The organism is Streptomyces sp. OfavH-34-F (assembly GCF_022347745.1).
In the GTDB taxonomy this organism is placed as follows: Bacteria; Actinomycetota; Actinomycetes; order Streptomycetales; family Streptomycetaceae; genus Streptomyces.
The window spans coordinates 1-11,197 of the sequence record NZ_JAKRGC010000210.1 but is presented as its reverse complement, the minus strand read 5'-3'; the positions used below and the strand labels follow the sequence as shown (position 1 = coordinate 11,197).

The 11,197-nt window shown below is 72.8% G+C and carries 15 protein-coding genes and 1 tRNA gene; 7 read left to right on the top strand and 9 right to left on the bottom strand.

Annotated features, from left to right (window positions below; all coding sequences use genetic code 11):
- On the bottom strand, positions 1-564 hold a 564-nt coding region (locus MHW47_RS24830), incomplete at its 3' end, for a DUF371 domain-containing protein (protein ID WP_239225996.1).
- A gap of 95 nt (positions 565-659) precedes the next feature.
- Between MHW47_RS24830 and MHW47_RS24825 the strand changes: the two genes are divergently transcribed.
- Positions 660-1,154, top strand: coding sequence for an RNA methyltransferase (locus tag MHW47_RS24825; RefSeq protein ID WP_239225995.1), 495 nt, complete (start codon positions 660-662; stop codon positions 1,152-1,154).
- A gap of 27 nt (positions 1,155-1,181) precedes the next feature.
- On the opposite strand, the gene MHW47_RS24820 is transcribed toward MHW47_RS24825, so the two are convergent.
- The gene (locus MHW47_RS24820) at positions 1,182-1,844 is read right to left on the bottom strand and encodes a class I SAM-dependent methyltransferase (RefSeq protein ID WP_239225994.1); all 663 of its coding nucleotides are present in this window, start codon (positions 1,842-1,844) and stop codon (positions 1,182-1,184) included.
- 185 nt (positions 1,845-2,029) lie between these two features.
- Here MHW47_RS24820 and MHW47_RS24815 point away from each other — a divergent pair, with 185 nt between their 5' ends.
- On the top strand, positions 2,030-3,031 hold the full coding sequence (locus MHW47_RS24815) for a Gfo/Idh/MocA family oxidoreductase (RefSeq protein ID WP_239225993.1): 1,002 nt from the start codon (positions 2,030-2,032) through the stop codon (positions 3,029-3,031).
- Positions 3,032-3,095: 64 nt separating this feature from the next.
- Here MHW47_RS24815 and MHW47_RS24810 read toward each other — a convergent pair.
- From MHW47_RS24810 to MHW47_RS24795, 4 genes are all read right to left on the bottom strand, one after another.
- Positions 3,096-3,183: transfer RNA gene (locus MHW47_RS24810), tRNA-Ser, on the bottom strand.
- Between the two features lie 77 nt (positions 3,184-3,260).
- Positions 3,261-3,758 carry a tRNA adenosine(34) deaminase TadA gene (tadA, locus tag MHW47_RS24805; protein WP_239225992.1) on the bottom strand — a complete coding sequence of 166 codons (498 nt, stop codon included), beginning with the start codon at positions 3,756-3,758 and terminating at the stop codon, positions 3,261-3,263.
- Between the two features lie 9 nt (positions 3,759-3,767).
- Entirely contained in the window at positions 3,768-4,313 is a 546-nt protein-coding gene (locus MHW47_RS24800; protein WP_239225991.1) for a hypothetical protein, read from the bottom strand.
- 192 nt (positions 4,314-4,505) lie between these two features.
- The gene (locus MHW47_RS24795) at positions 4,506-4,763 is read right to left on the bottom strand and encodes a hypothetical protein (RefSeq protein ID WP_239225990.1); all 258 of its coding nucleotides are present in this window, start codon (positions 4,761-4,763) and stop codon (positions 4,506-4,508) included.
- Positions 4,764-4,881: 118 nt separating this feature from the next.
- Here MHW47_RS24795 and upp point away from each other — a divergent pair, with 118 nt between their 5' ends.
- A complete protein-coding gene (upp, locus tag MHW47_RS24790; protein WP_018101779.1) occupies positions 4,882-5,517 on the top strand; it encodes a uracil phosphoribosyltransferase in 636 nt (211 codons plus the stop codon).
- A gap of 31 nt (positions 5,518-5,548) precedes the next feature.
- On the opposite strand, the gene MHW47_RS24785 is transcribed toward upp, so the two are convergent.
- The 3 genes from MHW47_RS24785 to MHW47_RS24775 form a co-directional block, all read right to left on the bottom strand.
- Entirely contained in the window at positions 5,549-6,145 is a 597-nt protein-coding gene (locus MHW47_RS24785) for a LytR C-terminal domain-containing protein (RefSeq protein ID WP_239225997.1), read from the bottom strand.
- A 153-nt stretch (positions 6,146-6,298) separates the two neighbouring features.
- Positions 6,299-6,595, bottom strand: coding sequence for a type II toxin-antitoxin system VapB family antitoxin (locus tag MHW47_RS24780; protein ID WP_003955420.1), 297 nt, complete (start codon positions 6,593-6,595; stop codon positions 6,299-6,301).
- A gap of 170 nt (positions 6,596-6,765) precedes the next feature.
- The gene (locus MHW47_RS24775; RefSeq protein ID WP_239225989.1) at positions 6,766-7,386 is read right to left on the bottom strand and encodes an HhH-GPD-type base excision DNA repair protein; all 621 of its coding nucleotides are present in this window, start codon (positions 7,384-7,386) and stop codon (positions 6,766-6,768) included.
- Positions 7,387-7,569: 183 nt separating this feature from the next.
- Here MHW47_RS24775 and serS point away from each other — a divergent pair, with 183 nt between their 5' ends.
- The 4 genes from serS to MHW47_RS24755 form a co-directional block, all read left to right on the top strand.
- Positions 7,570-8,862, top strand: coding sequence for a serine--tRNA ligase (gene serS, locus MHW47_RS24770; protein ID WP_239225988.1), 1,293 nt, complete (start codon positions 7,570-7,572; stop codon positions 8,860-8,862).
- 164 nt (positions 8,863-9,026) lie between these two features.
- Positions 9,027-9,983, top strand: a complete 957-nt coding sequence (locus tag MHW47_RS24765; protein ID WP_239225987.1) for an ABC transporter ATP-binding protein — start codon at positions 9,027-9,029, stop codon at positions 9,981-9,983.
- On the top strand, positions 9,980-10,771 hold the full coding sequence (locus MHW47_RS24760) for an ABC transporter permease (RefSeq protein WP_239225986.1): 792 nt from the start codon (positions 9,980-9,982) through the stop codon (positions 10,769-10,771). Before MHW47_RS24765 ends, MHW47_RS24760 begins: the two co-directional genes overlap by 4 nt.
- 107 nt (positions 10,772-10,878) lie before the next feature.
- The coding region (locus MHW47_RS24755; protein ID WP_239225985.1) for an acyltransferase domain-containing protein at positions 10,879-11,197 on the top strand (319 nt) is incomplete at its 3' end.

Sequence of the window (11,197 nt, the reverse complement as noted above, 5' to 3'; positions counted from 1 at the left end):
GTCCAGCGGGCCGGAGACGGTCGCGGCGATCACCCCGCCGTCCGCCAGGGCCGTGCGCGTCCCCTCCGGGACACGCGCCGCGTCCAGGTCCAGCGAGGCGTCCGCGTGCCGCCACAGCAGCCCCGTCCGCCCGCCCGGCTCCGGCAGGCCGCGGCGGTGCACCAGGACGAGCGGCCGGCGCGGCCCGGACTCGGTGAGCGTCAGCGTCACCTCGTTCGCCGGGTCGCCGAGCGCGGCCGTGAACTCCGCGCCGAGGTCGCTCGCCACCAGCGTGCTGCGGAAGGCGAAGGTGTCCGGCGACGCGTGCTCGCTGCGCCGCAGGACCAGCCGGTCGGTGACCTCGTGGTGCGGGTTGACGACGGCGGTGCCGGTCGCGGTGTGCGGCCCGGCGGACAGCCGGACGGCGACCGGGCCGCGCAGCAGGGCGAGCCCCTCCGCGTCGAAGGCGGCGTCCACCCCGACGACGCAGGTCGCCCGGGCGGTGATGTCCCGCTCGCCGGTGATCTCCAGGGTCTTGGCGTGGGTCGCGCGGACGTTCTCATGGCCCCTGGCCTGGATCTTCATTGCCTTCTCCAGGCCGTAGACGTGGTCCGACCGGCCATCGTAATCCGCGTTCCGCGCGCGGAGCCGGGTGGCGCGGGGCCAGTAGACTTCCGGGCATGTTCGAACACCTCCGCCACAAGCCGGGCTCGCCTCTGCTGCGCCCCCGTGAGCTCGTCATCGCGTGCTCGGCCTTCCGCAGCCGGGTGAATCTGTCGAGCGTGGTGCGCACGGCGGGGTGCTGCGGAGTCGAGCGGATCATCGCCTGCGGCAACGCGAAGCTCGACCCGAAGATCGCGCGGGACGGCGCCGAGCACGTCGAGATCGAGGTGCGCAGGAGCCTTCCCCCGGTGCTGAAGAAGATGCGCGAGGAGGGGTACACCGTCATCGCGCTCGAACAGGCCACGAACTCCAAGAGCCTGCACGAGATCAGCTTCCCCCGTAAGTCGGTCATCGTCCTCGGCAACGAGCGGACCGGCCTCAAGGAGGACGAGCTGGCCTGCGTCGACGAGTGCGTGGAGATCCCGGTCTGGGGCTCCCCGCACAGCTACAACGTGGCCACGGCCGGCGCCATGGCCATGTACGAGTACTGCCGCCAGTTCCCGACGGGCTGACCGCGCCCTTCCCCCGCCGCCGCCCGGTTACTCCTCCGGGCCGGCGGTGACCGCCGTCAGGGTCGCGATGACCTCGGTGCTGGCCGCGTCCAGCCTGCGCGCCCAGGACGAGGAGACGGCGTCCGCGTCCTGCGCCCCGGTGAGCCGGAAGTCCGTGATCCGCCACCCGGAGGCCGCCACCTTCGCGGTGAGCACCTCCTCGACGTACGCGTGCGTCAGCTCCGGCAGCCCCTGGATGTCACGCGGCACCGGCTCGCGCCAGATGCTGGTGCCCACCGTCGCGGTGAGCGGCGCGCCCGGCTTGGCGACGGTCCGCAGCCCGGTCCAGATGTCCTCGTCGCCGCGCACCAGACCGTGCAGCAGCTTCCCCCACGGCATCAGGACCAGCAGCTCGTCGGCGGCCCCGGCCAGCTCCTCGGGGGCGCTCTCGATCGAGGAGTTGACCAGCAGCAGATTGGGCACGCCGCCCTTGGCGGGCTTGCGGCGGCTGCGGATGCTCGTCTGCGTCATCCGCTGCCAGGCCGGGTCCACCCCGACGACCAGCCAGTCCGGGTTCTCCTTGGCGATGCGGTAGGAAGCCCTGGCGTCGCCCGTGCCGACGTCGACGACGACACGGGAACTCTCCTGGGCCAGCTTCAGGAACTCACCGTCAGCGGCCTTCTCGAGTTTCTTGCCTCGTACGATCTGCATCAGGGCCAGTGCTTTCTTCCGATGGCTCGCGCGAGTCCCGGCGACGAGCCGTTTGCCTCGCACGGGCCGGGGGTACGGTGATCAGCCCACGCGATGTCCACGGTGCATGGTCTCGCATCCCCGAGCGCTTTGACCAACCGGCTCCGCCCCCCCGGGCATCCCGACGGGAAGGTGTGCTTCCGCTCATGAGGATCGGCATCATCGGCGCCGGGCGCATGGGCGCGTGGCACGCCCGGAACCTCGCCGGCTTCGCCGACGGCCACACCCTGCTGATCCACGACGCCCGGTACGAGGCGGCGGAGAGCCTGGCCAAGGACGTGGAGGGCACGGCGCGGCACTGCGCGGACGAGCTGCTCGAAGCGGTGGACGCCGTGGTCGTGGCGGTCCCCGCCGCCGTGCGCACCGAAGCCTTCCCGCGCGCCGTGGAGGCCGGGTTGCCCGTCTTCTGCGAGAAGCCGCTCGCCCACACCGCCGGGGCGGCGCGCGAGCTGGCCGCGGTGGCGGCGGCCGCCGGCAACGACCGGGTGCAGGTCGGCTTCCAGCGCCGCTGCGACCCCGACTACCTCGCGGTACGGGACCGGCTCGGGCGGGGCGACCTGGGCCGGCTGCTCATGATCCGCTGCACCGCCTTCGACCACGCGCCGCCACCGGCGGGGTACGAGACCTCGTCCGGCGACATCTTCGCCGACTGCCTGATCCACGACATCGACGCGGTCCACTGGCTCACCGGGCAGCGGACGGTCTGCGTCCGGGCCGACGAGGCGCGGATCGGCGAGCAGCCGCCCGGCGACGGGGTCGCCGTCGCCACCGCGCTCCTCACCCTCGCCGACGGCACCCGCGCCGTGCTCACGGCCTCCCGGTTCAACCCGTACGGCTACGACCACCGGGCCGAACTCCTCGGCACCCGCGACTCGCTGACCATCGGCCTCGACGAGCGGACCCCGCTGCGCTCCCCGTTCACCTCGGGAACCGGCACCCCCGCGCACCCCGCCTACACCGGCTTCACCGACCGTTTCGCACGGGCGTACGAGGAGGAGATGCGGGCCTTCCTCCGCATGGCCCGGGGCGAGGCGCCCAGCGTCTGCCCGCCCGGGGAGGCGGTCCTCGCCCAGGAGGTGGCCGACGCCGCCGCCGGGTCCGCCGCCACCGGCGCCCTGGTGACCCTGCCGGGCCCACCCGGGGCCTGACGGAGGCCCCCGGCACACAGAAAACCGCCCCCGATCCGTTCGCACGGTTCGGGGGCGGTTCCGCTGGCGGTAGCGGAGGGATTTGAACCCTCGGTGAGTTTCCCCACACTCGCTTTCGAGGCGAGCTCCTTCGGCCGCTCGGACACGCTACCGAGAGAGAGCTTAGACCATGTTGGCCGTACGCCGAAATCCGATTCCGGAGGGTCGGCGGCGGCCCGCAGGGGAGGCGTCAGCGGTCGCGGAAGAAGGCCGTCAGACGGGCCGCGCAGGCGGCCTCCAGCACGCCGTGGACGACCTCGGGGCGGTGGTTGAGGCGCCGGTCGCGCACGACGTCCCAGAGCGAACCGGCGGCCCCGGCCTTCTCGTCGCGGGCGCCGTAGACCACCCGGCCCACCCGGGCCTGCACCAGGGCGCCCGCGCACATCGTGCAGGGCTCCAGGGTGACGACCAGGGTGCAGCCGGAGAGCCGCCACTCCCCGAGCGCGGCGGCGGCCCGGCGCAGCGCCAGGACCTCGGCGTGCGCGGTCGGGTCGCCGGTCGCCTCGCGTTCGTTGCGGCCGGTGGCCAGCTGCGCCCCGTCCGGGCCGAGGACGACGGCGCCGACCGGGACGTCACCGGTCGCCGCCGCACGGTCGGCCTCGGCCAGGGCGCGGCGCATCGGCTCCTGCCACGGATCCCGTACGGGGTCGGGGTGCGCGGGTGGGTGCGGAGGGGGTGCTTCGGTCACCCGCGGACCCTAGCGGACGGTCTCCAGGACCTCGGCCGCCCCCAGCGCGTCCGCGATCTCCGCCAGGGCGTCCGTCCGCAGCATCAGCAGTTCGGCCTCGGGCAGGCCGAGGTCGGACAGCACCCCGGTGTCCCCGATCGGTCCGGCCGGGACGACGGCCGCGGCGGGCTCGTCGTCCTCGTCGTCGTTGTCGGTGGTCTGCGGCTCGCCGTCCTCCGTACCGTCGAGGCCGACGAGTTCCTCCAGGGCTGCGATCGTGTCCTCGGCCCCTGGTTCGCGGCCGAGCAGCTCATCGGTGAGCAGGATCTCCCCGTACGAGGAGCGGGCGGCGGCGGAGGCGTCCGAGACGTAGATCCGCGGGTCCTCCTCACCGTCCACCCGGACGACGCCGAACCAGGCGTCCTCCTGCTCGATGAACACGAGCACCGTGTCCTCGTCAACCGAGGCGTCACGGGCCAGATCCGTCAGGTCGGACAGGGTCTCCACATCGTCGAGCTCCGTGTCGCTCGCTTCCCACCCGTCTTCGGTGCGCGCGAGCAGTGCGGCGAAGTACACCGTGACTCTCCCACTGGTCTCGGGGCCAAGGGCCGGTCCGGGCGGGGAGGCAGCCGGTGCTCCGGCTGTCCCGTGTCCCGCCCATTCGGAATCGTGGCAGAAACGAGCGCTTCGCGGCAGCAGTTCGGCCGTTGAGTCGGCCATCAGTTCTCTCCGCCACCGTCACCAGGGGGTTTTCCGCAGGCCGGAGGGCTACCAGCGGAACGTGCGCATCCGCATCGCCTGGCGCATTCGGGCGGCTTTGACCCGCCGGGGCTGCACCCGGTCGCGCAGGGCCTTGGCCTCGTGGAGCTCCCGGAGGAACTGGGCGCGCCGGCGCCGGCGCTGGGCGTCGCTCTCGGAGGCGTCGCCGTCCGGTGCGCCGGGGCCGGGCGTGTCGGCGGCGGCCCGCGCACCCCGGCGGTCGCGCGCGGCGCCGCGGTTCTCGGCGCTCTGTGCCCCGTCGGTCATCGGCTCATCACCCCCAAGGGCCGGCTGCGTCGCCGGGTCCGTATGCCACCACCTTCCCCCCGAACGTGCGGATGATGCCAGCGCACGGGTGCGGGAGGAGCGGTTTACGCTGGCAGTCATGCGGATTCATGTCGTCGACCACCCGCTGGTCGCGCACAAACTCACCACCCTGCGCGACAAGCGCACCGACTCCCCGACCTTCCGGCGCCTCGCCGACGAGCTGGTGACCCTGCTCGCGTACGAGGCGACCCGCGATGTGCGCACCGAACAGGTCGACATCGAGACCCCGGTGACACCCACCACCGGCGTGAAGCTGTCGTACCCCCGCCCTCTGGTCGTGCCGATCCTGCGGGCCGGCCTGGGCATGCTCGACGGCATGGTCCGGCTGCTGCCGACCGCCGAGGTGGGCTTCCTGGGCATGATCCGCGACGAGGAGACGCTCAAGGCGTCCACGTACGCGAGCCGGATGCCCGACGACCTCTCCGGCCGCCAGGTCTACGTCCTGGACCCGATGCTGGCGACCGGCGGCACGCTCGTCGCGGCCATCCAGGAGCTGATCAGGCGCGGCGCGGACGACGTCACCGCCGTGGTGCTCCTCGCCGCGCCTGAGGGCGTCGAGGTGATGGAGCGGGAGCTGGCCGGGACGCCGGTGACCGTGGTCACCGCGTCGGTGGACGAGCGGCTCAACGAGAACGGCTACATCGTGCCGGGCCTCGGCGACGCGGGCGACCGCATGTACGGCACCGTCGACTAGGGCGCCGGGGCGCCCGCCGGGTGCCGTCCTCTCAGCAGGAGGACGGCGCCGGGGCGGGCGCGGTCAGCGCGGCCAGCGCGGAGGCGGCCGCCTGCGGCTTGCTGAGCGCGGTGAACTTCTTGCCGATGATCAGATCGACCTCCGCGTTCTTGCGGGCGTCGGTCTTGGTCGTGGCGCCCGGCAGCTGGGCGCCGAGCACGGGGAACGAGCCGTTGACGGCGGCCGGGGCGCCGAGCAGCACGCCGGTGCCCGGGACCTTCTTGTCGTAGGCGGCGTCGGCGTTCCCCACCTTGCCGATCTTGAACCCGCGCTTCTTCAGCTCGTCGGCGGCCGCCTTGGCGAGTCCGCCGCGGGTGGTCGCGTTGTAGACGTTGACCGTGATCTTCCCGGGCTTCGGCAGCACCCGGGCGGGCGCGGAGGGCTTCGGCGACGGGCAGCGCTCGGTGCGGTCGGCAGCGCTGGCGGTCTTGTCGCCGCCAGTGAAGACGTCGATGAGCTGCAGCGTGCCCCAGCCGGCCAGCCCGAGGGCGACCACGGAGGCGATGGCCGAGAGGATCACTTTGCGGCGGCGGCGCGGGCGGGCCATCCGGGGGTACTTGTCACCCGTGATGCGGTACTTTCCGCCCATGCCGGGGGGAGTGAGCATGCTCATGGGCGCAGCGTAGTGCGAGCCGGTGATGATGCCTACAAAATGATCAATGGCTCGCACCCGTCCGGGTGGGAAAACACCCGAACGAACCCGGTTCCGGACCCGCTCGGGCCGCCGGCCCCGGACCCCGCGTCAGCCGAGTTCGAGCACGCGGGCGTGGAGCACCTGCCGCTGCTGGAGGGCGGCCCGGACCGCGCGGTGCAGCCCGTCCTCCAGATACAGGTCGCCCTGCCACTTCACGACGTGCGCGAACAGGTCGCCGTAGAACGTCGAGTCCTCGGCGAGCAGGGTTTCGAGGTCCAGTTGCCCCTTGGTGGTCACGAGCTGGTCGAGGCGGACCGGGCGCGGCGCGACGTCCGCCCACTGCCGGGTGCTTTCCCGGCCGTGGTCGGGATAAGGCCGCCCATTTCCGATGCGCTTGAAGATCACACGGAAAGCCTACCGGGCAAGACCCACCCGGCGCAGCCATGAAGGCACCGGGGTGTGACCGGATCGGCACGGTGAGAACCATATATAGGCCCGAATTACGGACATGCGCCTCTGAAAACCGGACACGCGCCCGGCGCCGGACGGGGCGCGGACGGCGGGCCGCGCCGCCCTCACCGCCCCTTCGCGGCCGCCTTCGCCGCCTTCGCGGCCCGCTTGGCCTCCTGCTTGTGGGCGCGCACCTCGGCGAGGGACTCGGGCCCGGTGATGTCCGCGACCGACCGGTGCGATCCGGCCTCCCCGTACGGCCCCGCCGCCTCCCGCCAGCCCGGCGGCCGGACGCCGAACTGCTTGCCGAGGAGCGCCAGGAAGATCTGCGCCTTCTGCGTACCGAACCCGGGCAGGGCGTTGAGCCGCCGCCGCAGCTCCGCCCCGGTGGCGGCACCGCTCCACACGGCGCCCGCGTCCCCGTCGTACTGCGCGACCAGGAACTGGCACAGCTGCTGCACCCGCTTGGCCATCGCCCCCGGGTACCGGTGCAGCGCGGGTTTGGCGGTGAACAGTTCGGTGAAGGCCTCCGGGTCGTACGCGGCGATCTCATGGGCGTCCAGGTCGTCCTTGCCCATCCGCCGCGCAAGGGCGTACGGCCCCGCGAAGGCCCACTCCATGGGCACCTGCTGGTCCAGCAGCATGCCCACCAGGGCGGCGAGCGGACTGCGCGCGAGAAGCTCGTCCGCCGCCGGCTCCTGGGCGATCCGGAGGGTGATGCCGCGGTCTTCGTCGCTCTTGGTCATGGCCCGCATCATGGCGAGCGCCGGGGGCGACGGCCAGCACAACCGCCCCCGGCGACCCGCATTGCAGCCGTTTGCCTCACACCGCTGTCGCTGCCCGATATTCCGGATCGCGCCCCGTCCCCCGGTTGCTACCGTCGGTGGCGCAACGCACCGTCCCACTCGCCGGATCAGAAGGACCTCCTCATGCATGATGCCCGCGCCCTGATCGACATGGGTGCCGAAGCGGTACGCCGGCTCGCTCGTCGTGGATACGCGCTGGACCTGGCCGCGCTGGAGGATCTCCAGTCCCGGCGGAACCGGAGCATCCAGTCGGCCGACGAGCTGCGGGTGGAGTCCAAGCGGGTGGCGGGCGAGGTCCAGCGGACGGCGAAGCAGGGCGGTGACATCACCGGGCTGAAGGAGCGGGCGCGGGAGCTGAAGGAGGAGATCCGGGAGATCGAGGCGGGGCAGGAGGAGATCCAGGAGCGGTTGCGCGAGCTGCTGCTCAGCATTCCGAACCTGCCGGCCGACGAGGCGCCGGACGGGGACAGCGACGCGGACGCGGTCGAGGTCAGGCGGGTGGGCGAGCCGCCCGTGTTCGCCTTCGAGCCGAAGGACCACGTGGACCTCGGCGAGGCCACCGGCATCCTGGACTTCGCGCGGGCGACCAAGCTCTCGGGCCCCCGCTTCGCCGTGGCGCGCGGGGCGGGCGCGGCCCTGGAGCGGGCGCTGGCGGCCCTCTTCCTCGATCTGCACACCCGCCGCCACGGCTATGTGGAGCACGCGGTCCCGTACCTGGTCACGCGCCGGACGATGACCGGCACCGGGCAGCTCCCGAAGTTCGAGGAGGACCTGTTCAGGACGGGGGTGGCCGACCGCGAGCTGTTCCTCATCCCCACGGCCGAGGTCCCGCTGACCAATCTGTACGCGGACGAGATCATCCCGCCCGCCGAGCTGCCGCTGGCCCTGACCGCGCACACGCCGTGCTTCCGGTCCGAGGCCGGCTCGTACGGGCGGGACACGCGCGGTCTGATCCGCCAGCACCAGTTCTCCAAGGTGGAGATGGTCCGCATCGTCGACCCGGCCGAGGCGGGCGCCGAGCTGGAGCGGATGGTGGGCCACGCCGAGGCGTGCCTGAAGGAGCTGGGGCTCCCGTACCGCGTCGTCACCCTCGCGGCGGGCGACACGGGCTTCTCGGCGCGGCTCACGTACGACATCGAGGTCTGGCTGCCGAGCCAGGGCACGTACCGGGAGATCTCGTCGGTCTCCGACTTCGGCACGTTCCAGGCCCGCCGCGCGAACATCCGCACCCGCGACGAGAACGGCAAGCCCACGCCGGTCGCCACGCTCAACGGCTCCGGTCTGCCCATCGGCCGCACCCTGGCCGCCCTGCTCGAACACTGCCAGCAGGAGGACGGCTCGCTGGTGCTTCCGGAGGCCCTCGCGCCGTACGCGGGCTTCCGCCGGATCGCGGCGGACGGCACCCCGGAGGCGTAGAAACCCAGCGGTCCTCACGGTCCTCGACGCGCTCCCGACCCCGGCTCTCCGGCCGCTCCGTACCCCGATAGCGGCCGGATAGATCGCCGGGCAGGCGCGGATAGGCGGTTCGGGAAGAGTGGCTCCCGCCAGGCCACCCCCGCCCAGATCGTGAGGACTCGAAGATGATCCAGACCCGACCGTCCCCGGTGCCCGAGGAGGTGACGTCGCCGGATGCCGTGAGGCTCAGCTCTGTCGTGAAGCGGTTCACCGACTCCAAGGGGGAGCGGTTCACCGCCGTCGACGGCATCGACTTGCGCATCCGGCGCGGTGAGATCGTGGCCTTCCTCGGACCGAACGGCGCCGGTAAGACGACCACCATCGACATGCTGCTCGGGCTGACGCGGCCCGACGAGGGCTCGGTGCGGCTGTTCGGCCGCGAGCCCCGGCAGGCGGTGCGCTCCGGGCAGGTCGCCGCGGTGCTCCAGACCGGCGGGCTGCTGCCCGACCTGAGCGTCGAGGCCACGGTGCGGATGCTCGGCTCGCTGCACCCCGGCGCCGACGTCGACGCGGTGCTCTCCCGCGCCGGGCTCGACCGGCTGCGCCGCCGCCGCGTCGCGGAGTGCTCCGGCGGCGAGCAGCAGCGGCTGAGGTTCGCCCTCGCCCTGCTCTCCGGGCCCGAACTGCTGGTGCTCGACGAGCCGACGGCCGGCATGGACGTCGTCGCCCGCCGCGACTTCTGGGCCACCGTCCGCGAGGACACGGAGCACGGCATGACGGTCATGTTCGCCACCCACTACATGGAGGAGGCGGACCGGTTCGCCGACCGTGTGGTCATGATCGACCGCGGCCGGGTCGTGGTCGACGGCCAGGTGTCCGACGTGCGCTCCGCCCTCAGCGGCCGCACCGTGTCGGCGCGGCTCGGCGAACAGAGCGCCGCCGCCCTCGCCCAGTCCCCGCTGGTCCGCTCGTACGAGCCGCGCGGCGGGCGCTACCACTTCGACACCCCCGACTCCGACGCGCTGCTGCGCCTGCTGATCGAGCAGACGTCCGCGACGGACATCGAGGTGACCCCGCGCAGCCTCGAAGAGGCCTTCATGACCCTCACCCACGCCGACCGCACCGAAGGGGGCCCCCGATGAGTTCCGCCCAGGCCGCCCGCGAGGTCCGGACCTCGCCGTTCAGCGGGGTCAACCCCGTCTTCGTCGGTTACGAGCTGCGCCGCCGTTTCAACCGGCAGACCACGATCTTCACGCTGCTGCTGCCGGCCGTCCTCTACCTGGCGCTGTTCCGGACCGAACCGGACGGCGCGACCCTGCCGCACGGCAACTTCGCGGCCTGGATGATGACCGGCATCGCGGTGTACGGGGCGGCGACCGCCGCCGTCAGCTCGGCGGCGACGATCTCCGTCGAGAAGGCGTCCGGCTGGATGCGCACCATGGCGCTCAGCCCGCTCGCGCCCCCCGGCTACCTGTTCGTCAAGGTGCTGTCCTCCGTGCTGATGGCGGCGGTGCCGGTGGCCGTCGTCGGGGTGCTCGGGGTGTTCACCGGGGTGGAGGCCACCGCCGCGGTGTGGGTGACGTCCCTGCTGGTGGCCTGGCTCGGCGCGGCCGTCTTCGCCGCCCTCGGCATCACGCTGGGGCTCGCCCTCAAGCCCGAGACCGTGATGCACATGCCCGGTCTGACCATGACCGCGCTCGCCTTCCTCGGCAACCTCTTCATCCCGCTGTCCGGCACCATGCTGGACATCTCCCGCTACTCGCCGATGTTCGGCGTGGCCACGCTCGCCCGCTACAGCCTGACCGAGGGCTACTCGTTCAGCGGTGAGCACTCCAGCCTCGCGATGGCGGTGGTCAACACCGTCGCCTGGTTCGCGGCCTTCTCCTTCATGGCCGTACGCCGGTTCCGCAAGAGCACCGGCCGCAACTGAGGCCCGTTCCCCCCCCACCACCCCCTCCTCGCACCCCACTCCACCGCACAGCTCGGCACCGGGCCCCGCACCGGCGACGACAGATCCACGAAAGGAGATTCGAACTCATGTACGCATTCGTTGCGCCGGGGCAGGGCTCCCAGACCCCCGGCATGCTGGCCGGCTGGCTGCGCGACCCCGTGCACGCGGAGCGGCTCCGCGCCTGGTCGGAGGCGGCCGATGTGGACCTCGTCCACCTCGGCGGCAAGGCGCCGGCCGCGGAGATCGCCCGCACCGAGAACACCCAGCCGCTCCTGGTCGCCGCCGGGCTCCTCGCCCACGAGGCGCTCGCCGCGGCCGAACCGGACGGCCCGCTGGTGGCCGCCGGGCACTCGGTCGGCGAGCTGACCGCCGCGGTGTACGCCGGGGCGCTCGCCCCCGCCGACG